Source organism: Pseudomonas sp. FW300-N1A1, from assembly GCF_058789115.1.
The window spans coordinates 1-26982 of record NZ_JBYTBK010000056.1 but is presented as its reverse complement, the minus strand read 5'-3'; the positions used below and the strand labels follow the sequence as shown (position 1 = coordinate 26982).

Here is a 26982-nt window from a genome sequence, read left to right as displayed (position 1 = left end):
GCGCCGGAAGTGGGGCGAATTATAGACAGATAAAATTCGCCGTCAACTGCTAATTCAGGGTTTCTATCAAAAAGCCGAAAATGACCCGAAAACCTCGACTACCTATATAGAAGGATACGCCCAAGAGTTGCCCACCCTGCCCAACGCCATCAACGACAGGTGCGTCATCACTCCCGCCCCATCAATGCCATCGATGTTCACCATCGACCCAATGAAGTTCTCATAAAAAACCTGACGCGTAACATCTGCTCCATACCTACCCACAACACCCCGGAGCACACCACCATGAAACGCCAGATCATTCTCAGCCTCGCTTTCTCGGTACTGGCCGCCAACGCTTTTGCCGCCTCGCAGGCACAACCGACCATCGACACCCACCTCCAGCCGGTGATTGTCGAAGGTGGCTCAGATCGTCTGATCCAGAACCGCGTCGCCGAAGGTGGCTCCGACCGCCTGCAACAGAACCGTGTCGCCGAGGGTGGCTCCGATCGCCTGACCCAGAACCGCGCATGACTTGCCGTCCCGCAGTACAGGACAAAAAGCCCGGCCTGAACCGCCGGGCTTTTTCTTGCCAGCCCCGCCCTTACCCGCCAGACGCTCGCTTCATGCAACGCTGATAACGCTCATCGACACGCTTGGCGAACCAGGCCGTGGTGAGTTTTCGAGTGATTTTCGGGCTTTGCAATTCAATTCCCGGCAATACCGCCTTGGGCAGTGACTTGCCTTGTGCCTTTTGCGCAAGTTCGAACACCCGCTTATAAAGCTTGCTGTCTTCGAACTCCAGGCTGTCCCCCAGTTCCAGCTGATCGCGTATGGTCGTGTTGCGCATGTCCAGGCGCTTGCCCAGGCTCCGTACCGCCAACTCCGTCGTCCCCGGCATGATTGAGCCATGGCGGATCAGGTCACCATCTAGCGCCAGCGAACCACCGGTCGCACGATTGAGTGCCGCCTGGAAAGCCGCGTTGCGACTGGCGTACCAACCGGCATTGAAATCGGCAAAGCGGTACAACGGCTGACGGTAATTGACCGGGTAGCCGAGCAAATGCGCGATACCGAAGTACATGCCGCCGCGCCGCGAGAACACCTCACGTCGAATCGAGCCGTCCACCGCATAGGGATAGCTGCGCGCCTGCTGCTCGGCAAACGCGATACTGACCTGCATCGGTCCTCCGGTATGCACCGGATTGAAGCCGTCGAACAGGCTTTTCCCCATCGGCACCCGGCCGATGAAGTCATCGAAAATAGCGCTGAGTTCTTTCTCACTGCGCGCTGCGTTCAACCGGTCGCTGTAGCTCTTGCCGTTCGTCGAACTGACCTGCAAGGCACCCCGCACCAACAGGTTGGGGATGTGCGCCTTGGCAGCGCGTCGATCAATCTCGTCCCGGGCGATCTTGCCCAGGCCGGGAACCACAGGGTCCGCCTGAAACGTCGATTCCTGCTCGGTCACGGCCAGTACTGAGCAGACGTTCTGCGTGGTGGCCGGGATCTTTTGTGCTTCGAACGCCGTATAGATGTCATTGGCCCAGCCTTCACGGTCAAGGGTCCTGGCCGGCAACAAGCGGACAATCTGCGCTTTGACCTGGGCCGGTTTCGGCGCCGCCTGCCGAGGGGCCTGGCTCGCGCAACCCGCCAACAGCAAGAGCGCCGCAAGGATGGTGATCAATGATTTGCAGTGCATGGAGGGTTCAAGGGTCCTTTTGACATAACGGGTGAAACGCTGGCGCCTACACTCCGGGTTTTCCCGGTGGAAAAGCAAGCACCCGTGCTCTTCACTGAGAGATTGATTCGTGGCTGTCTGACACCCAACTGCTTGAAGGAGTTCGACGCGATGCTGACCCTGGATTTCCTGATCACCTCATTAATTGTTGTCCTGATCCCCGGCACTGGCGTGGTGTTCACCCTGTCCACCGGACTGAGCGCAGGCAAGCGCGCCAGTGTGTATGCCGCGCTGGGCTGCACCGCCGGTATCGTGCCGCACCTGATGGCTTCGATCCTGGGGCTGTCGGCGATTCTGCATACCAGCGCACTGGCCTTTCAGGGGTTGAAGTTCGCCGGGGTCGCCTACTTGCTGTACCTGGCCTATGCCACCTGGCGCGATCGTTCAGCCTTTGCCGTGACCGATGTGCCCGTGACCCGCAGCGCCGCACACATCATGCTTCGGGCCTGCCTGCTGAATGTACTCAACCCCAAGCTGACGATTTTCTTCCTGGCATTTCTCCCGCAGTTCATCACGCCAGGCGGTCCTGCGGCGTCGCTACAGATGCTGACACTCAGCGCCGTGTTCATGCTCATGACCTTTGCAGTGTTTGTGATCTATGGCTTACTGGCCCACATTTTTCGCACCGCCGTCATTGAATCCCCCGGCGTCCAGAACTGGCTACGTCGCGGCTTTGCCGCCACCTTCGCCGCGCTGGGCCTGCACCTGGCATTTGCTCAACGCTGAGCCCCCCCCGGCTTGGGGAGGGTAATGCCGGACAGCCGGATCTAAACTGTAGGGATCCGCTTCGAGGTAAAACGGCTGTGTGGCACCTCACTTCCAAAAAAAACGCATAATCAAGAGAGCCCGCATGAAAAGAGTTCCGGTCGCCAGCCTGCCATTGGCGTTGCTGTTGTTCAGTGGCAGTCCTTACGTGTTGGCTACCGAAGGCAGTGTCGGCAGGCCGATTACCGGCCAGATCGTCTACTCCAACGCCGGGATCATTCCACCGGAGCCTGGCTGGGTGGTGTCGGCGACCTCCATCTATTACGACGGTGAGCTGAGCAAGAGCAAGCCAGCACCGGTTCGCGGCGAAGTGGGGAGCGGACTGAAGATGAAAGTCTCCTACACCATGACCAACATCACCCGGATCTGGGACACCGGCAAGGGACGCTGGAACTTTGCTTCGGCCGTTGGCCTGCCCGTGCAATACACCGACGCCGAGGTCGACCTCACCGGACCACGCGGCCATACGGTGCGTGAAACCGACTACGGCACCCAGTTTGCCGACGCCTTGATCACGCCGATTGCTGCGGGCTACCACTTCAGCGCCACCGATCACATTGCGATGTCCTTGCCGATCTATGTGCCCACCGGCTCCTACGACAAGGATCGCCTGGCCAACGCCGGGCAGAATACCTACACCTTCATGCCGACCCTGGCCTACACCCACCTGTACGAGAAAGGCGGTGAGTTCAGCCTGCTGGGGGCGTTCGAGTTCTATACCAGGAACGACGCCACCGATTACCAGAACGGCAGTATCTTTCGCCTTGATGGCCTCTGGACCCATGGCCTTGGCAATGGCTGGGCGGCTGGGGTGGTGGGTGGCGTGATCAAGCAGGTGACCGACGACGAAGGTCCGACTGCCGATCAGTTGAACGGCTTTCGCGGACACTCGGCCGGTGTCGGGCCGTACATTGGCTGGAGTGGCAAGTTTTCCGACGCCCAGGCGAGCATCAATGCCCGCTGGGTGTCCGAGTTTGATTCCGTCAATCGACCGGAAGGTGACGGGGTCAGCGTGAACCTGACGCTGGCGTTCTTCTAAGTCTCAAGCCAGCGTCGCACGGAGCGCTCCTAAGAGGGCAACGCTATGAACCGCAGCGACGTACTGATCATCGGTGCCGGTCCCACGGGGCTGGTCCTGGCGCTTTGGCTGTGCAAACTCGGGGTCCGGGTGCGCATACTCGACAAGACCAGCGCCCCCGGTACCACCTCCCGCGCCTTGGCCGTCCAGGCCCGCACCCTTGAGCTGTACCGCCAGCTCGACCTCAGCCAGGCCGTGGTACAGAACGGTCACACCGTGCCCGCCGTCAATATGTGGGTCAAGGGTGTACCCGCCGCACGACTGCCCCTGGCGAGCATCGGCAAGGACCTGACGCCCTACGCTTTCCTGGAAATTTACCCACAGGATCAACACGAACGGTTGCTGATCGAGCGCCTGGAGCAATTTGGCGTGGAGGTGGAGCGAGACACCGAGTTGACCGGTTTCAGCGAGCACGACGGCGGCATCACCGCCCAACTGCTGTTGCCCGATGGTCAATCACACAGCTGCCAGGCCTGCTACCTGGCCGGCTGCGACGGTGCTCGCTCCACCGTGCGCAAGGTACTCGACATCGGCTTTCCCGGCGGCACCTACCAGCAAGTGTTTTATGTCGCCGACGTCAATGGCTCCGGCCCGGCGTTCAATGGCGAGCTGCATGTGGACCTGGATGAAGCCGACTTCCTGGCCGTGTTCCCCCTCGCCAGCACTGGCCGTGCCCGGTTGATCGGCACCGTGCGCGACGAACGCGCGGAGCAGGCTGAAACCCTCAGGTTCGAAGACATCAGCCGACGTGCCATGGATCACCTGAAGGTGCAGGTCGACACGGTCAACTGGTTTTCGACTTACCGGGTCCACCATCGGGTGGCAGACGAGTTCCGCCTGGGTCGTGCCTTTTTGCTCGGTGACGCGGCCCACGTCCACAGCCCCGCGGGCGGCCAGGGCATGAACACGGGCATTGGCGATGCGATCAATCTGGCCTGGAAACTCGCCGCCGTCCTCAACGGCGGGGCCGGCGACAAGTTGCTCGACAGTTACGAAGTCGAACGCATGGCCTTTGCCCGCCGACTGGTGGCGACCACCGACAGGGTGTTCAGCTTCGTCACCGCCGAAGGCCCGATCGCCGACCTGCTGCGTACCCGCCTGGCGCCCTTCCTGTTGCCGAAAATGGCGTCCGTGGAGCGGGCTCGAGAGTTTCTGTTTCGCACCGTGTCTCAAATCACCCTGAACTATCGGGGGATGCCATTGAGCGAGGGGCACGCCGGCCATGTGTTCGGCGGGGATCGCCTGCCCTGGGTGCCAGACGGCGTCACCGACAACTTCGCCAGCTTGAGCCGCCTGGACTGGCAGGTGCACGTGTACGGTGACACCAGCGACGAAATGCGCGCCTGGTGCACCGAACATCATCTGGCGCTACAGGTGTTCGACTGGTTGCCCGCCCACGAAGCCGCCGGGTTGGCGCGCAACGGTTTCTACCTGTTGCGACCGGACACTTACGTGGCGGTGGCCGACCTGTCGGCCGACCCGAAAGTCATCGAACGCTACTTTCGCGACCACGGGATCAGGCCGTTCCTCTACTGAGCAACCGCCAATGCCGGCTCAGATCCCGCTCAGGGCCAGGTCCATCGCGAAGTACGTGAAGATCAGGTCCGCACCGGCGCGCTTGATCGCACCGAGGCTCTCACGCACCACGCGCTCCTCATCGATGGCACCGGCGGCCGCACCGAACTTGATCATCGCGTACTCGCCACTGACCTGGTACGCCGCCAACGGCAAGCGCGAGGCTTCACGGATATCGCGGATAATGTCCAGGTACGCTCCCGCCGGCTTGACCATCAGCGCATCGGCGCCTTCCTGCTCGTCGAGCAAGGATTCGCGCACGGCTTCACGGCGGTTCATCGGGTTCATCTGATAGCTCTTACGGTCTCCCTTGAGCGCACTGCCACCGGCTTCGCGGAACGGGCCGTACAGCGCGGAGGCGAACTTGGTCGAATAGGCCATGATCGAGGTTTGGCTGAAACCGGCTGCATCCAGTGCCCGGCGAATGGCCTGGACCTGCCCGTCCATTGCCGCCGACGGCGCAATCACATCGGCCCCTGCCCGCGCCGCGGCGACCGCTTGCTTGCCAAGGTTGATCAGGGTGTTGTCGTTGTCTACCTCGGCGCCATGCATCACGCCGCAATGACCGTGATCGGTGTACTCGCAAAAACAGGTATCGGACATGACGATCATCTCCGGCACCGCGTCCTTGCAGATCCGCGCCATGCGCGACACCAGGCCGTTTTCATGCCAGGTGTCGCTGCCGTTGCCATCCAGATGATGGGACACGCCGAACGTCATCACCGACTTGATCCCCGCCCGTGCATACCGCTCGATTTCACCGGCCAGTTTCGACTCGGGAATCCGGCGCACGCCCGGCATGCTGGTGATCGGCACGAAATCGTCGATTTCTTCCTCGACAAAGATCGGCAAGACCAGGTCATTGAGGGTGAACTCGGTTTCCTGGAACAGGCTGCGCAATTGCGGGGTGCGACGCAAACGGCGAGGACGGGCTTCGGGGAACTGGCTGGACATGGGGTTTCCTGGCAGGAGGCCAACGGCCTGGACAAGACAATAGTCGCAAAGACAGAGAGCTTATGCCCCTGCCCCCTTGCGACACAAATGCACATTCCGGAAGAGTTTATTACAGATCTGGCAACAATTGACGTTCACCGACAGGGTTGCCCCCGCGCCAGCAGACACCGTGTTGTCGGTGAGCTAGGCTCAAAACCGACCCCACACCCCGAAGGATACGGAGTACCCCCATGTTCGACATCCAGAACTACGGCAGTTTCATCGCGGCCATTGTGATCTTCCAATTGATGCCCGGCCCCGGCACGTTTGCCATCCTCAATGCCACCGCCCGCAACGGCATCGGCGCGGGTTTTGGCGCGGTCATCGGTACCCTGCTGGGCGATGCGACCTACATGATTGCCGCCGCAGCGGGCCTGGCAGCGGTCATGCATGCCAACCCGATGTTGTTCCACGGCTTGCAATGGTTCGGTGCCGCCTACCTGTGCTGGATGGGCCTTGGCATGTTGTTCAGACCGGTCGCCCGCGATACTGGCGGCGAGGAACCAAAACGCTCGGCGCGCACCTATCTGCGTAATGCACTGGTGATCAGCCTGACTAACCCGAAAGTCATGCTGTTCTTCGTGGCGTTTTTCCCACTGTTCATCCGCCCGGGTTCATCGAGTGTCACCCTGGTGGCGATGATGGTGCACATCACACTGATCAGCTTCCTCTACCAAGGGGCGCTGGTATGGGTGGGCAATGCCGCCGCGATTCGCTTGAAGACACTGCCCCTGGCCCGCACGATCGCCACCCGGGTGGCGAGCCTGGCGCTGATCGGCTTTGGTCTCAAGCTGGCGGCGAGCAACCGCTGAACGCTGGCCCTGCCGGACGCTGAAAAACGCCACCGCCGCGACGGCAGTGGCGCTCCATTCATGGCTTGGGAATTTCCAGGCCGCGAATAACTGCCGGTCGTGCCAGAAAGCGCTCCAGCACCCGCAATACATTCGGGAAATTGTTGATCTCCACCAGATGCCCGGCTTCATAGAAGCCGATCAGGTTACGCACCCATGGGAAAATGGCGATGTCCGCGATGGTGTAGCGCTCGCCCATGACCCAGTCACGACCTTGCAGGCGTTCGTCGAGCACTTTGAGCAAGCGCGCACTCTCGGCCACGTAACGGTCACGGGGGCGCTTGTCCTCGTAGTCCTTGCCGGCGAATCGGTTGAAAAAGCCCAGTTGGCCAAACATCGGGCCGATACCGCCCATCTGGAACATCAGCCACTGAAGGGTCTCATAACGGGCGGCCGACTCCTGAGCCAGCAACTGCCCGCTCTTGTCGGCGAGATAAATCAGGATCGCCCCGGACTCGAACAGCGCCAGGGGCTTGTCGCCAGGGCCGTGCGGGTCGAGGATCGCCGGGATCTTGTTGTTGGGGTTCAACGACAGGAACGCCGGGGACATCTGGTCCTGAGTGTCGAACGATACCCGGTGTGGCTCATAGGGCAGGCCGATCTCCTCCAGCATGATCGAGACCTTGACCCCGTTAGGCGTCGGCAAGGAGTAGAGCTGGATCCACTCGGGGAACTGTGCAGGCCATTTTTCAGTAATAGGAAATGCTGACAAATCGGTCATAATGAACATCCAGTGACAATTAAATGACTGAGCTCTGGCCTTGATCGTGGCGTACGCCGGGCCTTACCGCGGCTAGCTTAAACTCGCGCGTCGCAGGGGAGCATCTTAATTCAGAAACATTATGTCGCTAACCTGGTACACGCCCCACAGGGCACCCCCGATAAAGTGCCGCCCGCAAACTTTATTCGAACCAACGGGCCTCAATAGACTCTGAAGCCAGCCCTAGTGCCAGACGATTTGCTCCACGACACGGAAAACCATCCGTAGCCAGGCAGGCTGCTCGCGATGGAAAGGTTTGTCAGCCTTAATCAAATGTGCTGAAGAACTTTATTCAATGATCAACAAATTCACGCTCACCCATCGCCTGAAGCGCCGCTCCTTGATGGTCCTCCCGGCCTTGCTGGTGGCAGGTGCCCTGTTCCTTGCCCTGGAGTCCAGCGAAAGCCGTGCGCATCAGGCTGACGGCACCCAGACCCTGGTGTTCCTGCGTCACGCGGAAAAACCTGCCGGCGGCCTCGGCCAATTGAATTGCCAGGGCCTGAATCGTGCTATCGACCTGGCACAACTGCTGCCGGAGAAGTTCGGCAAGGCCGATTTCGTCTTTGCCGCCAATCCGACCCGCAATGTCGAGGAAGGTGAACTCGATAACTCCTACAGCTACATTCGCCCGTTGATGACCATCAGCCCAAGCGCCATCAAACTGGGGCTGCCGGTGAACATCGAGTTTTCGGCCAATGACACCAGCGAGCTGGCTGATGAGCTACTCCACAACAAGTACCACAACGCCACTATCTATACGGCCTGGTCTCACGGCTACCTGCCGGAACTGATCAACAAAGTGGCGCAAGAGGCTGTCGGGGGTAAACAGTCCATTACCGATGACTGGCAGTCCGGCGACTTCGACTCACTCTACGTACTGACCCTGACCTGGCATAACGGCAAGGCCACCTTGCAGAGCCAGCACTTCAAGCAGGGGCTGGACAACGGGGATGAGGCCTGTCCGACCTGACCGCTCACAGGTCGTCGCATCTACCGGGGAAGCCGGGCTGGGGTATGATGCGCCCCTTGTCTCTATTGTCCGGAACCCCTGCATGTCCAACTCCTTAGCAGCCCCTACCCGGGGCTGGTCGTTCTGGTGGAAGCCCGCCCTGTTCCTGTTGGTGGCCTGCATCGGCCTCTACTACGTCAAGTGGTCACCGTACTACTTCAAGGCCTTCGTCGCCGCCGACAACCACAGCATTGGCGCCTCGATTCTCAACGATGCGCAGACCTCGCCATTGGCGGCCGCCCTGGCCTATGCCAAGGTGTATTTCCTGGCGATCTGGAAAGCGGCGGTCCTGGCGGTCATTCTCGGTTCATTGCTGCAGGTACTGATCCCCAGGGACTGGTTACTGCGCCTGTTCGGCAAGGCCGGCTTCGCCTCGACCCTGCGCGGCGGGCTGTTCGCGCTGCCAGGCATGATGTGCAGCTGCTGCGCCGCCCCGGTGGCCGCTGGCATGCGTCGGCAAAACGTTTCGGTGGGTGCCGCGCTGGCGTTCTGGATCGGCAACCCGGTGCTCAACCCGGCAACTCTGGTGTTCATGGGCTTTGTCCTGGGCTGGGGCTTTACCGCCCTGCGGCTGGTGGCCGGCATCGTGTTGGTGCTGGGGGTTTCGCTAGTGGCCCAGCGCATTTCGCGACCCGAGCACGTGCCGGAAGCCGCGCTGCAAGCCGTGGCAAACGTCAGCACCACGGATTCGCAACCCTTCCTCGGCCGCTGGATTCGCACCCTGTGGCAATTGTTCTGGAGCACCATTCCGGTCTATATCCTGGCAGTGCTGGTGCTGGGCGCCGCACGGGTCTGGCTGTTTCCCCACGTTGACGGGGCGATGGCAGACAGCTTGTGGTGGCTGGTACCGCTGGCCATCGTCGGCACCTTGTTCGTGATCCCCACCGCGGCAGAAATCCCGATCGTGCAGACCATGATGGCCCTGGGCATGGGCACCGGTCCGGCAGTTGCCTTGCTGATGACCCTGCCCAGCATCAGCCTGCCGTCGCTGCTGATGCTGCGCAAGGACTTCGACACCCGGGTGCTGGTGACCGTGGCCCTGCTGACCATGCTGGTCGGCGTGATGTGCGGGCTGATCGGCGCACTGGTACTGTAAGACACGCGGGGCAAGGCGCTGGACGATCGGCGCCTTGTTCTCAAGCCTGTCGGCGGCTGCGTTCGCGCAGGTATTCAAGCACCGCGGCCTGCTCGCCCGCGAACTCGATTCGATCACCCTTCTTCTCACGCTGGAAGGCGTACATCGGGTCGTAGTACTCGTTCAACAACCCTTCGATCCAGCCGCAGTGCAGGTCCACCGCACCGCTGCGTGCCTGTTCGGCCAATGCCGCTTCCATCAAGATGAACAGCCGTTGGTGGCGCTCGCCGCCAAGACGTTTGCTGATGTTGTTCAGGCTGCCCAGCAAGCGCTCGGAAAACTGCGCAAAGCCTTGATCGCCATGCACCGCGACAAACTCGGCGCACAGGTCCACCACATAATCACGCAGGATGCGCTCTATCCGCCCCTGCACGCTGTCTTCCAGCCAGACCATTGGAAAACGCTGCATGCCCTGATACAGCGGCAACGGCAAGGCGCAACAGCCCACCATGCGGCTTTCATCCTCAAGCACAAACTGCTCGATGCCCCTGGCGCGCTTTTTCAGTACGTCTACTGCCAGGCGGTTCTCGAAGTCGATATTGGAAGGTTGCCCGCTCGCCCGCTTGCCAAAGCTGGAGCCACGGTGATTGGCATGCCCTTCCAGGTCCAGGCCATTGTTCAAGCGCGTGAGGACATCGGTCTTGCCGGTACCGGTCATGCCACCGAGCAAGACGAAATCGCACTGGCCGACAGCCTGGTCGAGCGTATCCAGCAGGAAGGTACGCATTGCCTTGTAGCCACCGCCGACCCGAGGGTATTCGATGCCCGCTTCGTCCTTGAGCCATTGCTGGACGATCTGCGAGCGCAGGCCTCCGCGAAAGCAATACAGATAACCCTCGGGATGGGCCCGCGCGAAATCGGCCCAGGCCTGGATCCGCTCGGCCTTGATCGCCCCCGAGACCAACTGGTGCCCCAGGACAATGGCCGCCTGCTGGCCTTGCTGCTTGTAACAGGTGCCGACACGCTGACGTTCGTTGTCGGTCATCAGCGGCAGGTTGACCACCCCGGGAAACGCGCCCTTGGTGAATTCGATCGGCGCACGGGTGTCCATCATCGGTCGATCGTTGAGAAAGATGTCGCGGTAATCGGTGATATCGACGGGCATCAAATCACCTCGACCGCGTTGCTCTGTCGCTCGACCAGTTCACCGATAGGCGCCAGGTCCAACCCCAGCTCGGCGGCTACCGCCAAAAACTGCTCGTTGCCCTCCGGTGTCACGGCAACCAGCAAGCCGCCACTGGTCTGCGGGTCGCACAGCACGCGCTTGTGCAACTCCTGGACACGCCCGAGCTTGCTGGCGTAGCTGTCGAAATTGCGCAGGGTCCCGCCCGGCACACACCCTTGGTCCAGGTAGTACTCGACCCCCGGCAGGCGCGGCACGCGGTCGTAGTAGACGCGAGCGGTCAGCGCACTGCCGTCGGCCATTTCCACCAGATGCCCGAGCAGGCCAAAACCGGTGACATCGGTCATGGCGGTCACGCCGTCAAGCTTGCCGAAGCGGCTCCCGGGCTTGTTCAAGGTGCACATCCAGTCGCGAGCCAGGCCCACGTCGCTGTCGCGCAGCTTGCCTTTCTTCTCTGCGGTGGTGAGGATGCCGATCCCCAACGGCTTGGTCAGGTACAGCAGGCAACCGGCGGTGGCGGTGTCGTTGCGCTTCATGTGGCGTTTTTTCACCAGCCCGGTAACGGCCAGGCCGAAGATCGGCTCCGGTGCGTCAATCGAATGACCGCCCGCCAATGGAATACCCGCCTCGTCACACACCGCACGGCCGCCGCGAATCACTTCCCGGGCGATCTCCGGCGCCAGCACGTTGACTGGCCAGCCGAGGATGGCAATTGCCATCAACGGGTCACCGCCCATGGCGTAGATATCGCTGATGGCATTGGTGGCGGCGATGCGGCCAAAATCGAACGGATCATCGACAATCGGCATGAAGAAGTCGGTGGTCGAAACCACACCCTGCTCATCATCGATGGCGTACACCGCCGCGTCATCGCGAGAAGCGTTGCCCACCCAGAGTTTCGGGTCGAGGTTCTGCGCGCCGCTGCCGGCCAGAATCACCTCCAGCACCTGGGGCGAAATCTTGCAGCCACAACCTGCGCCGTGGCTGTACTGGGTCAGGCGAATCGGCTCGCTCATGGGGGCACCTCTGCAATTGAAGATGAGCGATTCTAGCAGAGCGCGCTGCCCGCACCCTCACCCGGCGCCCAATAGACGTAACTGCCGAGTCCAGCATGACGCGGGTTCATGGCCGTTCGGCGACTGGAGTGAATTTTTCCCGCCTTGAACGATCACTCAATTACGGCAGGGAGGAACAGCGACACCATGATCAACACAACATTGTTCGTCATTGAATACACCCTTCACGGTGTGCCCAAGTCGTTCATCATCCGTCACGAAAAGATGGACAACGCTGAAGCCTGGCACTGGGCCAGTTGTGACGCCGGTGTCGGCCGGATCGGTCGATTTGTCCGCGAGAAGGTCAAAAAGACCAGCATGCCGCAAGCGCAGAAATTCGGTATCGAGAACGTCACCTGGCGCCCGACCCGTTGACTCAATCGATGCCACCATCGAACGTGAAGCCCAGCGGCCCCACGCTCAATGGCGTGCCTTCAGCCGTGAGTGCCCTTGGCGCATTGACAACCTGCCATGACGCAGGCTTCGCCGTGTTCGTGATGCTTGGCGCAACCTTCGCAGCAGTAATGCTTGCCATGACGGACGACGGAGTGCTCACCCAGTTTACAGGTGCAGTTGGGGCAGGCGCAGGTGTCTCCTTGCTTGGCTTTCATCGATCTGATTCCTCCATACGGGTGGCCGTGCGGGCGTGGCACCAGCGCCACACCTCAAGCAATGACCGCGCCCCTTGAAACCGACCCACAGAGACGACTGGCGGCCTTCGCTCATCGTTGAGGTTAGTCGATGCCACACACTCAGCCGGCCCCTGCGTAAACGACCACTGGCATCAGGCAAAATGACGCGGTAGCGATCCCCGGCAGACTGAATGTCATAAGCCCCCCCGCAAGTGACATGCCTGAAGGTTTCAGGCGGCAGGGCGAAGCCTTGTATGCTGTGGCCACTGCCCTCGTACAAGGATCTGTCCGTGCTGCTTTTGAAACTGTTGGTGATCCCCGGTTTTCTGTTGTTGATCTCCCTGGCCGGCAAACGCTGGGGCCCGAGCATCGCCGGTTGGTTGTCGGGATTGCCGGTGGTAGTCGGTCCGATTCTGTTTTTCCTGGCGGTCGAGCAAGGCCCGGCCTTTGCCGCCCAATCCGCGACGGCGGCCCTGTCCGCCATGTTTGCGATGATCACCTTCTGCGTGGTGTACGCCCAGGCCGCACAACGGTTCAACTGGCCAACGGCGCTGTTGATCGCGCTGCTGAGCTGGACGTCCGTGGCGCTGGTGTTGTCGCTGATCCCTGCCTCCCTGGTGTTTTCCAGCATCGCCGCAGCCACCGCGCTACTGGCCGCGCCTTACCTGTTTCCGGCGGTACAGCCGCTGGTGTCCGGCCCCGCACCGAAGTCCGACAAGCTCCTGCTGCGCATGCTGGCCGGCGCCGCGTTGACCCTGGTGGTAACCCTGCTGGCCAGTACCGTGGGTGAGCGCTGGAGCGGCCTGTTGGCGGTGTTCCCGGTACTGGGCAGCGTCATGGCGGTATTCTCCCAGCAAACCCGCGGGCCGGCGTTCACTGCCGCCTTGTTGCGCGCCACCGCCACCGGCATGTACTCATTCGCCGCCTTCTGCCTGACGCTGGCCTTGGCGTTGCCCCATTGGGGGTGGAGCGCATTTGCCCTGGGTGTGGCGGTGTCACTGGGCATGTTGCTGGTGACCAAGCGCAAAGCGGCGCCAAGGCCCCTCGCCGCGACGATCGAACCGGTTGCGGCTAAGCTCGTGGGCGGTGCCGACCGCACGCAACAACCCTGACTCCAGCCGCCGCACTACTGTTTACGAAGGAACGTAGATGACCGCCTCTCTTGAAGTGCTTGCCCCAGGCAAAAAAGCCACCTCGGCCACTGCCATCGGGATGATCGCCATCTTTCTTTGGTCCTGCCTGGCCCTGCTGACCACCCTCACCGAGGGCATCCCGCCGTTCCAGTTGCTGGCCATGAGCTTCGGTATCGCCTTCGTTGCCAGCCTGATCATTCTCGGGCGACGGGGCCGAGTCGGCTTCCAGAGCTGGCGCCAGCCGTGGCCCGTCTGGCTAACCGGCTTTCTCGGGATCTTTGTCTATCACGCCCTGTACTTCTTCGCCCTCAAAGCCGCGCCTGCGGCGGAGGCCAGCCTGATCGCCTACCTCTGGCCGCTGCTGATTGTGCTGCTCTCGGTACTGGGTACCGCGGAGCGCCTGCACGCACGGCAACTGCTCGGTGCCCTGCTGGGGCTTTTCGGCACGGCGCTGATCCTGCTGCAACGGCCCCAGGATGAAGTCGCGGCCATGCCCATTGCCGGCTATCTGGCGGCGCTTGGCTGTGCGTTGGTGTGGTCGAGTTACTCGGTGATCAATCGGCGCTTCAACGAAGTGCCCAGCAGCATCATGGGTGGCATGTGCGGGTTGGTGGCGCTGGCCGGGCTGATCTGCCACCTGCTGCTGGAAACTAGTGTCTGGCCCGACGCCAGCCAATGGGCGGCGATCATTGCGCTCGGTCTCGGCCCCGTGGGGCTGGCCTTCTTCGCCTGGGACCACGCCACCAAACACGGCAACCTGGCGATGCTCGGCGCGCTCTCGTACCTGGCGCCGCTGATGTCGACCCTGCTGTTGATCCTCATGGGGCGCAGCCCGGTCAATCCGCTGTTGATCGGCTCGGCGCTGTTGATCATCGTCGGTGCCATCGTCGCGACCTCGCGCGCCAGCGCACCGAAAGCCGCCGGCGAGGCCCAGCCGGACTGATCCCGGCGCCGCACCCGCAGGATGATCCAGCAGGACAACGCCCGGCCACATGCCATCGGGTCGCTGGCGAGGCCATCACTCACGTTGGCACTAGAGTGAAGAGGGCAGCCCGTGGGATGATCGCCGCCGTCGCGCGATTACCCCGGAGACCCTGCATGTCGCTGCTCAAGAAACCCACCTTTCGTAAAAAAGCCGCTGCCCTATTCCTGACGGCAGTGACGGCCTTTGGCGCCACCCACACGTTCGCCGCCAGCCAACCTGCCGCCAAGACCGCCTCCGAGCAGAAAGTCTCGGCACTGGGCGGGAAATTCACCTTTACCCTGCCCAAGGGATTCATCGCCGACCCGCTGCCCGGCGGCGACGTGGCCCAAGGCACTTCCGGCGCAACGGGTACCATGTACACCAACCAGCACAGCAAAACCGTGCTGATCATCGCCGAAAACACCCTGCCGGGCGGCCTGAGCATCAAGGACAACGACAGCGTATTCCTCGACGAATCGGTATCCGGCTTCGCCAGCCAACAACGCGAAGCCCTGCCTGATTTCAACAAGCAAAGTGAAAAGAGCCTGACCCTCAAAGGCCTCGGCCTGCGCCAGATCGACTTTACCGCTACCCAGGGCGGCGGCCCGACCCTCAACACCAGCCTGTTGGCCGGCTCTGGCACCCACATGGTACTGATCCAGATCATCTCCCGCGCCGACGACAAAACCGGCCACGCGGCACTGCTCAAAGAGATTCTCGGCGAGAAATAAGCCGGCAAGCCGCCGCTAGATCCACAGCAACCAGACAGACGCTCATATCCTGGGCAAGCACGAAACAACAGGCCGAGCGCCAGATCGCCTGCTCGTCTGCCGCTCTTGATCTGGCTCTGGCTTTTGATCTTGATACACCCGCCCCATCACGCCCTGAGCCTCTCGGTCAACCCGTAGCTACCTCCATCGGCGCTTCTATCAACGTTGATCCGCGCCGCGTTAAAGCCTGCAAGTAAGCCTTTTCGTCATAGACGGTGCTGGTTATCCAGCACCGATAGACGATTCTGATCCACTTAAAAGCGAGTGCTCTCAGGGCCGCTTGGTATGAGCAGCCTTTGGCCCGCTGCTGCCGATAGTAAGCCTCGGCCCACGTTGATTGGGGCCTGCTACTTCAAACTGGCGCTTCAACAGATTCTCGGCAAACTTGGACTGCACCACGCTATGCCGATAAGGACTGGGCCGACGTTGACGGCTGCACAGGCCTGCCTCGGACATCAGGCGACCAGCGAGAAACCGTCCCACCGACTGGCTCTGCGCCTTGAGCGCTGCTGACAAGGTGCGGGCGCCCATCGAACCACGGCTTTGAGCGTGCAGCTGGATCACCTGGTCTTTGAGTTGCTCTCTGGCTGGATCAACCTGATCTCGTCGCTTCAGGTGGTCGTAATACCGGCTGCGGTTTATTCCAAACACACTGCATAAGTTGGCCACGGGGAAGTGCTCAATCAACTTCTCGATCAGGGCTATCGATCGAGGGAATCGGACATCAAGAGAGCGGTAGCCTTTTTTAGAATTTCCTTCTCCATTTCGAGCTTGCGAATCTTGGCGTGCAGAGCTTGGATTTGCTGCTGCCCGGCGGTCATGGCTTTAGCCGTTTCAGGCGTTAACCCGCCACGCTCTTGCCTCAATTGTTCAACCCAACGGCGCAATGCTGTGGGGCCGACCCCCATCGCCTCGCAGGCCTGAGCAGTTGAATAATTGGCATCAAGAACAAGACGTGCAGCTTCAAGCCTGAACTCGGGGGAAAAATGACGCTTGGACATCGGACACCTCATCGTTGAGCGGTAGGGTACCGCTCCTTTGGGGGTGTCCGGAATCATTAGGCCACATCAGACACTGGTGACGCAGAGCGTGGGAACGATCAATGTGGGAGCGGGCTTGCTCGCGAAGAGGCCAGTCCAGTCACGGCAACACTCAAACGGTCAACAAGCGCTCACGCAGCTTGGCGATCTCGTCGCGGGTCTGGGCGGCGGCTTCGAATTCCAGGTCGCGGGCAAGCTGGTACATCTTCTCTTCCAGCAGCCGGATGCGCTTGGTGATTTCGCTCGGCGAACGCAGTTCGTTTTCGTACCGGGCGCTTTCCTCGGCGGCCTTGGCCATGCCCTTGCGCTTCTTGCTGCGCGAGCCCGGCACGGTGGCGCCTTCCATGATGTCGGCAACGTCCTTGAACACACCCTTGGGGGTGATGCCGTTGGCCAGGTTGAAGGCGATCTGCTTTTCGCGACGGCGCTCGGTCTCGCCAATCGCCCGTTCCATGGAACCGGTGATGCGATCGGCATACAGAATCGCCCGGCCATTGAGGTTGCGCGCGGCCCGGCCAATGGTCTGGATCAGTGAGCGTTCGGAGCGCAGGAAGCCTTCCTTGTCGGCATCGAGAATCGCCACCAGCGACACCTCCGGCATGTCCAGGCCTTCACGCAGCAGGTTGATCCCCACCAGCACATCGAAGGTTCCCAGGCGCAAATCGCGAATGATCTCGACCCGTTCCACCGTGTCGATGTCCGAGTGCAGGTAACGCACGCGCACCCCGTGATCGGCCAGGTAGTCGGTCAGGTCTTCGGCCATGCGCTTGGTCAGGGTGGTGACCAGCACCCGCTCCTCGACTGCCACGCGCTTGGTGATCTCCGACAGCAAGTCATCGACCTGGGTCAGCGCCGGGCGAATCTCGATTTGCGGGTCCACCAAACCGGTCGGTCGCACCAATTGCTCAATCACGCGACCGGCATGCTCGGCCTCGTAGTTGCCGGGGGTGGCCGAAACAAAAATCGTCTGCGGGCTGATGCTCTCCCATTCGTCGAAACGCATTGGCCGGTTGTCCAGCGCCGAGGGCAGGCGGAAGCCGTATTCCACCAATGTTTCCTTACGGGAACGGTCGCCCTTATACATCGCGCCCACCTGCGGCACGCTGACGTGGGATTCATCGATCACCAGCAAGGCGTCGGCTGGCAGGTAGTCAAACAAGGTCGGCGGCGGCTCGCCAGAATCACGGCCCGACAGGTAGCGCGAGTAGTTTTCGATACCGTTGCAATAACCCAGCTCGAGAATCATCTCCAGGTCAAAGCGGGTGCGCTGCTCGAGGCGTTGCGCTTCCACCAGTTTATTGTTGGAGCGCAGGTAGTCCAGGCGCTCCTGAAGCTCGACCTTGATCCCTTCGATGGCGCCGAGCAGGGTTTCCCGAGGCGTCACGTAGTGGCTTTTCGGATAAAACGTGAAACGCGGCAACTGCCGGGTCACTTCGCCGGTCAACGGGTCGAAGGCGGAAATCTTCTCGACTTCATCATCGAAGAGTTCGATGCGTATCGCTTCAAAATCGGATTCCGCCGGGTGGATATCAATCACATCGCCGCGAACGCGGAACGTCGCGCGGGCAAAATCCATGTCGTTGCGGGTGTACTGCAGGTCTGCCAGGCGGCGCAGCAAGGCGCGCTGATCGAGCTTGTCGCCGCGATCTATGTGCAGGACCATTTTCAGGTAGGTTTCCGGACTGCCCAGACCGTAGATGCACGACACCGTGGTGACGATGATCGCGTCCTTGCGCTCCAGCAGCGCCTTGGTCGCCGACAGGCGCATCTGCTCGATGTGATCGTTGATCGAAGCGTCTTTCTCGATAAAGGTATCGGACGACGGCACATAGGCTTCGGGCTGGTAGTAGTCGTAGTAGGAAACGAAGTACTCCACCGCGTTGTTCGGGAAAAACCCCTTGAACTCGCCGTACAACTGCGCGGCCAGGGTCTTGTTCGGCGCCAGCACCAGGGTCGGACGCTGCACCTGGGCAATCACGTTGGCGATGCTGAAGGTCTTGCCGGAACCTGTCACACCGAGCAACGTCTGGTGCGCCAGCCCGGCGTCGATACCTTCAACCATCAGGCGGATGGCTTCCGGCTGATCGCCGGCAGGCTCGAAGCGGGTGACTAGCTGGAATTCAGACATAACAGACCTCTGGGTTTGCGCCGAGGGATTCGCTCAAGCGCGGGCAGACACATCACAACGGCACAGACCGATTTCAACGGATGTCGCGGGGAAAAATCATGATAACCGTTGATGTGGTGGCGAATGCCTGTGGTTTCAAGGTAAACGTCCTGCATACGCCCTAAGCGCCTGACATGACAATAAGACTAACGGTCGAAAAATAATCCGAAAAACTTGGCCGAAAAGCCCAAACGCCTGTCGCCGCGCCCGGTGATGGCCTCTATACTAGCTCCCCGTTTGTGCACCGCTCTAGTGCATTCGGCTGGAGCGCCACACGTCCCTCCACATTCCATTCAGAGCCGCCGCAATAATGAGCCTGTTCTCCGCTGTCGAAATGGCACCACGCGATCCAATCCTGGGCCTCAACGAAGCATTCAACGCTGACACCCGTACCAACAAGGTCAACCTGGGGGTCGGTGTTTACTGCAACGAGGAGGGGCGAATTCCACTCCTGCGAGCCGTTGTCGAAGCCGAGACGATTCGCGCCGCTCAACACGCCTCGCGCGGCTACTTGCCGATTGACGGCATTGCCGCCTACGACCAGGCCGTACAAAAGCTGCTGTTTGGTGCCGAGTCGTCGCTGCTGGCCGCAGGCCGTGTGGTCACCACCCAGTCCGTCGGTGGTACCGGCGCACTGAAAATCGGTGCCGACTTCCTCAAGCAACTGCTGCCGAACGCCGTCGTGGCCATCAGCGACCCAAGCTGGGAAAACCACCGCGCGCTGTTCGAGACCGCTGGCTTCCCGGTGCAGAACTACCGCTACTACGACGCCGCCACTCACGATGTGAACCGCGCCGGCCTGCTGGAAGACCTGAACGCCCTGCCCGCTGGTTCCATCGTCGTGCTGCACGCCTGCTGCCATAACCCGACCGGCGTCGACCTGAGCCCGGCGGACTGGAACAACGTGCTGGACGTGGTCAAGACGAAAAACCTGGTGCCGTTCCTCGACATGGCCTACCAGGGCTTTGGCGACGGCATCGACGAAGACGCCGCCGCCGTGCGCCTGTTCGCCGAGTCGGGCCTGAACTTCTTCGTCTCCAGCTCGTTCTCCAAGTCGTTCTCGCTGTACGGCGAACGCGTGGGCGCACTGTCGATCGTCAGCGAATCGAAAGAAGAAAGCGCGCGCGTCCTGTCGCAAGTCAAGCGTGTGATCCGCACCAACTACTCCAACCCGCCGACCCACGGCGCCGCGATCGTGGCTGCCGTGCTGAACAGCCCTGAGCTGCGCGCCCAGTGGGAACAGGAACTGGCCGAAATGCGCCTGCGCATTCGCGGCATGCGCACGCAGATGGTTGACCTGCTGGCCAAGCACGCCCCGGATCACGATTTCAGCTTCGTCGGCCGCCAGTGTGGCATGTTCTCCTACTCCGGCCTGACCGTAGAACAAGTGACCCGCTTGCGCACCGAGTTCGGCATCTACGCCCTGGACACCGGCCGCATCTGCGTTGCCGCGCTGAACCAGAACAACATCGACGTGGTGACCAAGGCCATCGTTGCGGTGATCTAAGCCACGCCCGCGACAAGAAAAGGGGAAGCCATCTGGCTTCCCCTTTTCGTTGTCGCCCGGAAAATCACTAGACTAAAAGATCCAGGGGCCCTGATGCTGGTCAGTCAAGAAACGTCTTGAAGTGAGTGAGAGGACCGTGGCGAGGGAGCTTGCTCCCGCTGGGTTGCGCAGCAGCCCCAAAACGATCGCCGAGTTCATTCTGAAAGACCGCAGTAGCATTGTTGGGCGCGCTTCGCACACCAGCGGGAGCAAGCTCCCTCGCCACGGGGGATGCATTGAGCAACCCTAGCCTTGACTGACTGGCATAATCCAGTGGCCCGCCCTTTCGAGAGATCCCATGAAGAACGACGATTTACGCGCTGACCGCGACGATGAGCTGGACCACTTCGCCCCCCGCCCCCAGGCCAGGCGCGGCAACAACCTGGTGCTGCAAGTGGCGGCCGGGGTGTTTCTCGGCGGCCTGGCCCTGTGGCTGGTGCAACTGGTGGCCACCTCGCTGTATGCCAAATTCCTGCTCGGCACCGTCACCTTCGGAGGTTAAGGTCGATCAGCCCGCCAGTTCGCTCGAACGCTGACTGGCGGCGTCGTCATACGCCACATACAGCGACTCGGCGACCTGGCTTTTGATCGCCTTGGTGCTTTCCAGTCCCAGCACAAAACCTTCAGCCTTGCCGCCCGCACGGTTCAGTTCGTCAGCGGTGCTGGCCTGAGTGATCGCATCAAAGAGTTTCTCGGCATGCGGGCCGACGCCCTTGGGCAGGCTGATCTGGGCGATGCTCATGCGAACACCTCGCCCGGCAGGATAAACATGAACAGTGGCTGATGAGTCATGACGCGTACCTTTTCGGCTGAGGGCCGGCAGCGCGTGAAACCACTTCCGGAGCGGCATGGTAGACCTCCATCACGATTCTGGTAACCGCCAATGGCTGATCCACCCCTTCTCGTCCCTGAATCACCACCGCTCACCCGAAAAATCTGCCATTTGAGCAACTCATGCTTGACTTGTTCTTTTTAATCAGTAACATACGGCGCATTCCGCGATAGCTCAGTTGGTAGAGCAAGTGACTGTTAATCACTGGGTCCCTGGTTCGAGTCCAGGTCGTGGAGCCAGACAGCAAGACCCAAAAGCCCCTGAATCGAAAGATCAGGGGCTTTTTTGTGCCGGACAGAAAGTCGACTGACTGCCCCCTCTGTCGCCGGCTTGCCGAGGCACGTTCCGGACAGCGCAGCCCGCACAGACAAAAAAGCCGATCTGCTGGCTCAGCAGATCGGCTTTGTTCAATCATGACAACGGTCAGACATGCTCACTGCTTTTGGCATGCACCGGACGCTGTCCTGGCACGCCATGGCCATGATCATCCTCCACCACCACCGGCACCTCGTTGCCGTCACAGTCGTGCAGCTTGCCATCGGCGAAGTAATCGCCTTCGCGCAGGGCAGCCAGGTCCTGGAAGCGCAGGGTGCGCTCGGTGCCGGCGGCGAAGACCGATTGCTGGTCCGAGTTGCCGGTCGTGAAGTGGTTGAACGCCAGGTTCAACAGGATCGCCATGATCGCCGACGAACTGATACCGGAATGGAAGATGGTGGCGAACCAGCTTGGGAAGTGATCGTAGAAGCTCGGTGCGGCGATCGGGATCATGCCGAAGCCAATGGAGGTGGCGACGATGATCAGGTTCACGTTGTTGCGGTAGTCGACCTTGGACAGGGTACGAATGCCGCTGGCCGCCACGGTCCCGAACAACACGATGCCGGCGCCGCCAAGCACCGAGGTCGGCACAGCGGCAATCACCCGGCCCATGAACGGCAGCAGCCCCAGGATCACCAGGAACAGGCCGCCGGTGGCGACCACGTAACGGCTCTTGATCCCGGTCACCGCCACCAGCCCGACGTTCTGGGCGAAGGCGCTTTGGGTGAAAGAGCCGAAGATCGGCGCGATCATGCTCGACAGCATGTCGGCGCGCAGACCGTTGCCCAAGCGCTTGGAATCCACCTTGGTGTCGATGATTTCACCGACCGCCAGGATGTCCGCGGAGGTTTCCACCAGTGTCACCATGACCACGATGCACATCGACAGGATCGCGGCGAAGTGGAAGGTCGGCATGCCGAAGTGGAAGGGTGTCGGGAAGCCGAACATCGGCCCTTCGCTGACGCTCGAGAAGTCGGCCATGCCGAGGAATACCGCGATCAACGTACCGATCACCATGGCCAGCAGGATCGACAAGCGAGAGATGGTGGCGCTGCCGATTTTGCTCAGCAGCAATACCAGCATCAGGGTCACGGCCGCCAGACCGATGTTCGCCATGCTGCCGAAGTCTTCGGCGTGACTGTTGCCCCCCATCGCCCAGCGTGCGGCCACCGGCATCAGCGTCAGGCCGATGGTGGTGATCACGATGCCGGTGACCAGGGGCGGGAAGAACTTGGTGATCCGCGAGAACACCGGGGTGATCAGCAATCCGATCAACGAGGCGGCAATCACCGCCCCCAGAATCGACTGGAAGCCACCCTCGCCGCCGCTGCTGACAATCGCCACCATGGTCGCGACACCGGAGAACGACACGCCCTGCACCAGCGGCAACTGACAACCGAAAAACGGTAGACCCAGGGTTTGCAGCAACGTTGCCAGCCCCCCTGCAAACAACGATGCCGCGATCAACAGACCAATGTCTGCCGGAGAAAGCCCGGCCGCCTGGCCGATGATCAGTGGTACCGCAACGATACCGCCATACATGGTCAGAACGTGTTGCAGGCCGTAAGCCATATTCGCGCCGACCCCGAGGTTTTCATCCTCGGGCCGTTGGTGTGAAACAGAGGGCGTTTTCATCGTGGGGGGTTCCCTGGGTTTTTGTTATGCGCACACTGTATTCAAGAGTCCAAACAAATGTCCATAGAGTTGTATACAACTTGTCAGTCACATTATGGACAGGCGTCCAGCTTTGGCCCTTTGAAGCCCTCTGGCACGGGCCTGTGAGGCGAAACCATCTGTCGAAAAAAAAGCTGATCGATTGATCAGCTTTTTTGGTTTTCCCGGGCCATTCACTGCGAGGCGCTGATCAACCCCGCGATCGTCGCCTTGAGCGCCGGATGCTCGGGCACCCGCAATTCGAACTCACTGCGCAGCAACTCGATCAGCTCATCGGGATCGCTGATTTCCCGACGCTCACTGGCGCCGCCCATGTGGTGGATCGCAAAACTGCCGTTGTTCAGCGTACGGCGCACGCCCTCCCCGGTACGCGCCGCCATCAAGCGCTGAAGGAAGGGGGATTGGGGATGGGTCGAGACATACCAGTTACCAATCTCGTAATCGATATCGCCCTGGCGCTGCAGGTCGAACACGTACATCGCCCGCCACTCTCCGGCGACCTTGGCGCGCAAGGTGTAGCTGTCGCCCTCCCGGATGATGCGATAGGGCTCGTGGGGCGTGGCTTGCTCTTCGTCGGTGTCGAGCAACAAGGGGGCGGTGGGCACCATGCCGCCGAAGCCGACGTCGGTGATGTAGCGCACCCCGTCCAGGGTCAACAGGGTCAGGCGATGGGTACGCGCCGCCCAGACATCTTCAGGCGCGTTCATCACCACACGGCCGGTGATGCCGCGCACCTCGTACCCCAGGTGCTGCAACAGCGTCATAAAGAGATTATTGAGTTCATAGCAGTAACCTCCCCGCCCCTCGTGCAACACCTTGCGCTGGATTGACTCAAGGTCGAGTTGCACCGGCAGCCGGGCCAGCGGCGACAGGTTTTCAAACACGAAGGTGCTGGTATGGCGCAACTGCAGCGCGCGCAGCGTTTCGAGGGTGGGTGCAGGCGGCGCGGCATAGCCCAGGCGTTGCAGGTATAACTCGATGTCGTTGAGAACGGGCACGCTCATCACGGACTCCTTGTTCATGTACGTTAACCGAGCCCCATGAACCTCGCGGTGCCCGACCGATGGGCGAAAGTTATACGGCATCTCCCCTTGGCGCCGACAATTGATTTCACCAATCAGCCGGTTTGAAAACGCTCCGGCTTTGCCAGAACCCTGGGTGCCAACGCCTCGAACACCGCTTGCCAATAACCCTCGGCTTGCTTGTAATAGCGCCCACCAAGGCACCACCCGCAGCCTACTCATTTGAGCCCAACGATAAGGACATCGTAATGCCCTCCTCGCTTCACTACCGCCCCGGCGAGCCTTGCGATGCCCTGTGCATCAGCGGCCTGGCCACCCAGGTGTTTCTCGACACTTACGCCACCGACGGCATGCGCGCCGACCTCGCCGAGGAAGCCCTGACGGTGTATGCACCCACCCAGTTCGACACCCGCCTCAGGCACCCCGACACCCGATTCATCCTGGTGGAACGCGACGCTCACCTGCTGGGCTTTGCCGAAATCGTGGCCCACGCCGAAGGCCCGATGCCGCGCCTGTCAGCAGGCGCCGAACTGGTTCGCCTGTACGTACAGCGCCATTGCCATCGACAAGGACTGGGCCGGACGCTGCTGGAGAACGCCGAAGCCCTGATGCGAGAAGCCGACCTGCCTTGCCTGTGGTTGAAAGCATGGGCCGGAAACCTCCGGGCCCGGGATTTTTATCAAGCGCAAGGATATGAGGACATAGGCGGTACGCACTATGAATTTGGTGGGAATGCCTATGAGAACCGGGTCTTCAGAAAACAGCTATCGACACGGTGACGCACCGACCATGAACATCGACCCACACTTCATCGTCCATGAAACCGAGCACTGGATTATCAATCACCGAATCAACTCGGCACTTCCGGGCTACCTCATGCTCGGTGCACGGTCGAACGTCAACGCGCTCCACGAATTGCCCGACGCGGCATTGGCGCAGCTAGGGGTGCTGATGGCCCGCACGCAGAAAATCGTCGAGACCTGCCTTGCACCGAAACGCCTGTACATCGGTCGTTACGGGCACACCCCCGGGCAACCGATCCACTTTCATTTCATCCCGGTTTTCGAGTGGGTTGAAACCCTGATCTGGCAGGATAAGCGCTATCGGCTGCTTGAGACCTATGCCTCCCCTAACCCGCAAACCCTGACCGATGGCGCGGAACTCACGCTGTTCGTATGGCGCGAATTTTGTGAACGTCCTGACCCGCCTCCAGCGCCCGGGATGTCCACCGAGCAGACCATTGACCTGCTGCGTACTGCCATCGAGACAACGGCGCCCTGACTACAGACGCTTCACCGCTGGCGGATTCCACTTGCCGTTCAGCGCTTCGGGTTTTGGCCCGTACAAGCGCATGGTCAGGTTGAACGCACCCTTGGGCGCGGGCAACCAGTTGGCTTCGCCGTCCTTGCCAGGGTTTTCGTGCTGGAAATACAGGTCCAGGGATCCATCGGCGTTTTTCTTGAATGGCATCCAGCTGCTGACGGCAAAGCGGTTGAGTTCGTTGCCAACCTGGAAGCCTTCCGGGTCATACAGGGTGATCGACCAGAATGCATTGACCGGCGGCTCCGAGCCCTTGTCGAAATGCAACACGTAGTGGTTGGCACCATCGAGGGGCTGCCCCTTGTCGTCCCCCAGGTTCAACGGATAGATCGCATCCTCGGGCAAGTTAGCCCCCAGCCCGACCTGCGAGACGATGGCGCGCTTGAGGTAGTAGTTGCCATAGACTCCCATGGTGTCAGTGTTCATTGACCAGCCGTTGTCGACCCGGGCCAGGGTATCGACTTTCCACTTCATCAATGCCTGGCCTTCCGCCGGGACGGTTTGCAGCGCCTGCTTCACGGTCGGCTCCAGCGCATCGAGATTGAACGACTTGCCGGGTTCGATACCGATGCGTTGCATCTGCGCAATGATCGGCTGATCGGTGCCGTGGGGCGGATGCAGCTTGAGCAACTCGGCGGCATAGGCGAAGTAGTTGGCCGCCGACATCGAATCGACCTGGAGCTTGGGCGGGGTTTTCATGTCGACGGCTGGATCGATTTTCACACTGACCGCCTCGGGTGGCTTACCCAGGCGCGAGAGCGGTGTCACGGTGTAGCCAGCCTGGATCTTGTGCACGGCGGGATAGTCCGCCGCGCCATCGGTCTTGGTCCGCCCTATCACCCAGACATAGGGGGTGGGCGCCTGGAGCCGGGTAAGCCCGGCAGGTACGGTGCCGGCCCAGCCTGGCGGCGTCACCAGGAACTGGCCAGCCCGGGTCCCGGTGGTGCGCCACCCCGGAGAAGCGAATACGTCGGTCCACATGTCGAGCATCGGCAACAAATAGAAGCGGCCGCCAGTGTCCGGGGCAGCGACCACCTGCGGCTCCCTGGTCAGGTCCAGCCAGGCAACCGAATACAAGGTATCGAAGTTGGAACGCACCACGCCCTTGAAATTGGCGGGCGGGTATTCCGGCACGCTGACGAACATGTTCATCGGGCCCTTGCCGAACGCCTTGCCGGGCTCGATATTGGTGAACTGCTTGCGGGTGATATCCATCGACAACAACGGATAGAAATACACATAGGCGTCAAGGCCGATGGCATGGGCCTCTTCGGCGGTGATCGCTTCAGCGGCATTTGTCGACAGAGGTAGCCAGGAGAGTGCGGTAACTGTCAGTGCAACGGCCTTGAATGTAGTGGGTATCGACATGAGGGTGATCGTCCGTGCCATGAAGAAGGGAGGGCAGCGTGGGTAATGCCGATCAGTTAAACCAAAGACCAGCCGAACATAGTACCCGTGGCGAGGGAGCTTGCTCCCGCTGGGGCGCAAAGCGGCCCTGTTTTGGGG

The 26982-nt window shown here is 61.1% G+C and carries 27 protein-coding genes, 1 tRNA gene and 2 pseudogenes; 16 read left to right on the top strand and 14 right to left on the bottom strand.

What is annotated here, in order from left to right; genetic code table 11:
* Positions 1 to 285: 285 nt before the first annotated feature.
* Positions 286 to 507, top strand: a pseudogene (locus tag AC3WQN_RS23945) (phage infection protein); the annotation flags it as partial.
* 76 nt (positions 508 to 583) lie between these two features.
* Here AC3WQN_RS23945 and AC3WQN_RS23940 read toward each other — a convergent pair.
* Positions 584 to 1678 carry a DUF1615 domain-containing protein gene (locus AC3WQN_RS23940; RefSeq protein WP_103401864.1) on the bottom strand — a complete coding sequence of 365 codons (1095 nt, stop codon included), beginning with the start codon at positions 1676 to 1678 and terminating at the stop codon, positions 584 to 586.
* Positions 1679 to 1828: 150 nt separating this feature from the next.
* Between AC3WQN_RS23940 and AC3WQN_RS23935 the strand changes: the two genes are divergently transcribed.
* From AC3WQN_RS23935 to AC3WQN_RS23925, 3 genes are all read left to right on the top strand, one after another.
* Positions 1829 to 2443 carry a LysE family translocator gene (locus tag AC3WQN_RS23935; protein ID WP_095143618.1) on the top strand — a complete coding sequence of 205 codons (615 nt, stop codon included), beginning with the start codon at positions 1829 to 1831 and terminating at the stop codon, positions 2441 to 2443.
* A 124-nt stretch (positions 2444 to 2567) separates the two neighbouring features.
* Positions 2568 to 3521, top strand: coding sequence for a SphA family protein (locus AC3WQN_RS23930; protein ID WP_103401865.1), 954 nt, complete (start codon positions 2568 to 2570; stop codon positions 3519 to 3521).
* Between the two features lie 45 nt (positions 3522 to 3566).
* A complete protein-coding gene (locus tag AC3WQN_RS23925; protein ID WP_103401866.1) occupies positions 3567 to 5096 on the top strand; it encodes an FAD-dependent monooxygenase in 1530 nt (509 codons plus the stop codon).
* Positions 5097 to 5114: 18 nt separating this feature from the next.
* On the opposite strand, the gene hemB is transcribed toward AC3WQN_RS23925, so the two are convergent.
* On the bottom strand, positions 5115 to 6089 hold the full coding sequence (gene hemB, locus AC3WQN_RS23920) for a porphobilinogen synthase (protein WP_095078938.1): 975 nt from the start codon (positions 6087 to 6089) through the stop codon (positions 5115 to 5117).
* A 230-nt stretch (positions 6090 to 6319) separates the two neighbouring features.
* Here hemB and AC3WQN_RS23915 point away from each other — a divergent pair, with 230 nt between their 5' ends.
* Positions 6320 to 6940, top strand: a complete 621-nt coding sequence (locus AC3WQN_RS23915; protein ID WP_103401867.1) for a LysE family translocator — start codon at positions 6320 to 6322, stop codon at positions 6938 to 6940.
* 58 nt (positions 6941 to 6998) lie between these two features.
* Here AC3WQN_RS23915 and AC3WQN_RS23910 read toward each other — a convergent pair whose 3' ends face one another.
* Positions 6999 to 7700, bottom strand: coding sequence for a glutathione S-transferase family protein (locus AC3WQN_RS23910; RefSeq protein WP_103401868.1), 702 nt, complete (start codon positions 7698 to 7700; stop codon positions 6999 to 7001).
* Positions 7701 to 8034: 334 nt separating this feature from the next.
* Here AC3WQN_RS23910 and AC3WQN_RS23905 point away from each other — a divergent pair, with 334 nt between their 5' ends.
* Together AC3WQN_RS23905 and AC3WQN_RS23900 are read left to right on the top strand one after the other, a co-directional pair.
* Positions 8035 to 8709 (top strand): histidine phosphatase family protein, encoded by a 675-nt coding sequence (locus tag AC3WQN_RS23905; RefSeq protein WP_103401869.1) that lies wholly within the window; start codon positions 8035 to 8037, stop codon positions 8707 to 8709.
* A gap of 82 nt (positions 8710 to 8791) precedes the next feature.
* Positions 8792 to 9844: a permease gene (locus tag AC3WQN_RS23900; protein WP_103401870.1), complete on the top strand. Its 1053-nt coding sequence runs from the start codon at positions 8792 to 8794 to the stop codon at positions 9842 to 9844.
* Positions 9845 to 9884: 40 nt separating this feature from the next.
* Here AC3WQN_RS23900 and mnmH read toward each other — a convergent pair whose 3' ends face one another.
* Complete coding sequence (gene mnmH, locus AC3WQN_RS23895) at positions 9885 to 10988, bottom strand: tRNA 2-selenouridine(34) synthase MnmH (RefSeq protein ID WP_103401871.1); 1104 nt, start codon at positions 10986 to 10988, stop codon at positions 9885 to 9887.
* Positions 10988 to 12022, bottom strand: coding sequence for a selenide, water dikinase SelD (gene selD, locus AC3WQN_RS23890; protein WP_095078932.1), 1035 nt, complete (start codon positions 12020 to 12022; stop codon positions 10988 to 10990). Before selD ends, mnmH begins: the two co-directional genes overlap by 1 nt.
* Before the next feature lie 186 nt (positions 12023 to 12208).
* Here selD and AC3WQN_RS23885 point away from each other — a divergent pair, with 186 nt between their 5' ends.
* Complete coding sequence (locus AC3WQN_RS23885; RefSeq protein ID WP_103401872.1) at positions 12209 to 12436, top strand: DUF6555 family protein; 228 nt, start codon at positions 12209 to 12211, stop codon at positions 12434 to 12436.
* Between the two features lie 59 nt (positions 12437 to 12495).
* On the opposite strand, the gene AC3WQN_RS23880 is transcribed toward AC3WQN_RS23885, so the two are convergent.
* Positions 12496 to 12672, bottom strand: a complete 177-nt coding sequence (locus tag AC3WQN_RS23880) for a metallothionein (protein WP_095078930.1) — start codon at positions 12670 to 12672, stop codon at positions 12496 to 12498.
* A 311-nt stretch (positions 12673 to 12983) separates the two neighbouring features.
* On the opposite strand from AC3WQN_RS23880, the gene AC3WQN_RS23875 reads away from it, so the two are divergent.
* The 3 genes from AC3WQN_RS23875 to AC3WQN_RS23865 all read left to right on the top strand — a co-directional run bounded on the left by AC3WQN_RS23875 (position 12984) and on the right by AC3WQN_RS23865 (position 15521).
* Positions 12984 to 13805 carry a hypothetical protein gene (locus AC3WQN_RS23875; RefSeq protein ID WP_103401885.1) on the top strand — a complete coding sequence of 274 codons (822 nt, stop codon included), beginning with the start codon at positions 12984 to 12986 and terminating at the stop codon, positions 13803 to 13805.
* Positions 13806 to 13842: 37 nt separating this feature from the next.
* A complete protein-coding gene (gene yddG, locus AC3WQN_RS23870) occupies positions 13843 to 14769 on the top strand; it encodes an aromatic amino acid exporter YddG (RefSeq protein ID WP_103401873.1) in 927 nt (308 codons plus the stop codon).
* Between the two features lie 155 nt (positions 14770 to 14924).
* Entirely contained in the window at positions 14925 to 15521 is a 597-nt protein-coding gene (locus AC3WQN_RS23865; RefSeq protein WP_103401874.1) for a DcrB/PsbP domain-containing protein, read from the top strand.
* A 166-nt stretch (positions 15522 to 15687) separates the two neighbouring features.
* On the opposite strand, the pseudogene AC3WQN_RS23860 reads toward AC3WQN_RS23865, so the two are convergent.
* From AC3WQN_RS23860 to uvrB, 4 genes and pseudogenes are all read right to left on the bottom strand, one after another.
* A pseudogene (locus AC3WQN_RS23860) lies at positions 15688 to 15900 on the bottom strand (IS110 family transposase); the annotation flags it as partial.
* The gene (locus AC3WQN_RS23855) at positions 15831 to 16211 is read right to left on the bottom strand and encodes an IS3 family transposase (protein ID WP_492589493.1); all 381 of its coding nucleotides are present in this window, start codon (positions 16209 to 16211) and stop codon (positions 15831 to 15833) included. The gene AC3WQN_RS23855 and the pseudogene AC3WQN_RS23860, both read right to left, overlap by 70 nt.
* 50 nt (positions 16212 to 16261) lie before the next feature.
* Positions 16262 to 16561, bottom strand: coding sequence for a transposase (locus tag AC3WQN_RS23850; protein ID WP_158248621.1), 300 nt, complete (start codon positions 16559 to 16561; stop codon positions 16262 to 16264).
* A gap of 151 nt (positions 16562 to 16712) precedes the next feature.
* Positions 16713 to 18728 (bottom strand): excinuclease ABC subunit UvrB, encoded by a 2016-nt coding sequence (gene uvrB, locus AC3WQN_RS23845; protein ID WP_103401877.1) that lies wholly within the window; start codon positions 18726 to 18728, stop codon positions 16713 to 16715.
* 349 nt (positions 18729 to 19077) lie between these two features.
* On the opposite strand from uvrB, the gene AC3WQN_RS23840 reads away from it, so the two are divergent.
* Both AC3WQN_RS23840 and AC3WQN_RS23835 read left to right on the top strand, forming a co-directional pair.
* Positions 19078 to 20274 (top strand): amino acid aminotransferase, encoded by a 1197-nt coding sequence (locus AC3WQN_RS23840; protein ID WP_103401878.1) that lies wholly within the window; start codon positions 19078 to 19080, stop codon positions 20272 to 20274.
* A gap of 337 nt (positions 20275 to 20611) precedes the next feature.
* Positions 20612 to 20815: a hypothetical protein gene (locus AC3WQN_RS23835; protein WP_103401879.1), complete on the top strand. Its 204-nt coding sequence runs from the start codon at positions 20612 to 20614 to the stop codon at positions 20813 to 20815.
* Positions 20816 to 20821: 6 nt separating this feature from the next.
* On the opposite strand, the gene AC3WQN_RS23830 is transcribed toward AC3WQN_RS23835, so the two are convergent.
* Positions 20822 to 21055: a hypothetical protein gene (locus AC3WQN_RS23830; RefSeq protein ID WP_095079262.1), complete on the bottom strand. Its 234-nt coding sequence runs from the start codon at positions 21053 to 21055 to the stop codon at positions 20822 to 20824.
* A gap of 253 nt (positions 21056 to 21308) precedes the next feature.
* On the opposite strand from AC3WQN_RS23830, the gene AC3WQN_RS23825 reads away from it, so the two are divergent.
* A tRNA-Asn gene (locus AC3WQN_RS23825) sits at positions 21309 to 21384 on the top strand.
* Positions 21385 to 21568: 184 nt separating this feature from the next.
* Here the strand turns inward: AC3WQN_RS23825 and AC3WQN_RS23820 are convergent.
* Together AC3WQN_RS23820 and AC3WQN_RS23815 are read right to left on the bottom strand one after the other, a co-directional pair.
* Positions 21569 to 23095, bottom strand: a complete 1527-nt coding sequence (locus tag AC3WQN_RS23820) for a nucleobase:cation symporter-2 family protein (protein ID WP_103401880.1) — start codon at positions 23093 to 23095, stop codon at positions 21569 to 21571.
* Positions 23096 to 23307: 212 nt separating this feature from the next.
* On the bottom strand, positions 23308 to 24138 hold the full coding sequence (locus AC3WQN_RS23815; protein WP_103401881.1) for an arylamine N-acetyltransferase family protein: 831 nt from the start codon (positions 24136 to 24138) through the stop codon (positions 23308 to 23310).
* 266 nt (positions 24139 to 24404) lie between these two features.
* On the opposite strand from AC3WQN_RS23815, the gene AC3WQN_RS23810 reads away from it, so the two are divergent.
* Together AC3WQN_RS23810 and AC3WQN_RS23805 are read left to right on the top strand one after the other, a co-directional pair.
* Complete coding sequence (locus tag AC3WQN_RS23810) at positions 24405 to 24935, top strand: GNAT family N-acetyltransferase (RefSeq protein ID WP_103401882.1); 531 nt, start codon at positions 24405 to 24407, stop codon at positions 24933 to 24935.
* 10 nt (positions 24936 to 24945) lie between these two features.
* A complete protein-coding gene (locus tag AC3WQN_RS23805; protein WP_103401883.1) occupies positions 24946 to 25437 on the top strand; it encodes an HIT family protein in 492 nt (163 codons plus the stop codon).
* Here the strand turns inward: AC3WQN_RS23805 and AC3WQN_RS23800 are convergent, their stop codons facing one another.
* Positions 25438 to 26844, bottom strand: a complete 1407-nt coding sequence (locus tag AC3WQN_RS23800) for a DUF1254 domain-containing protein (RefSeq protein ID WP_103401884.1) — start codon at positions 26842 to 26844, stop codon at positions 25438 to 25440. It lies immediately after the preceding gene.
* Positions 26845 to 26982: the final 138 nt, after the last annotated feature.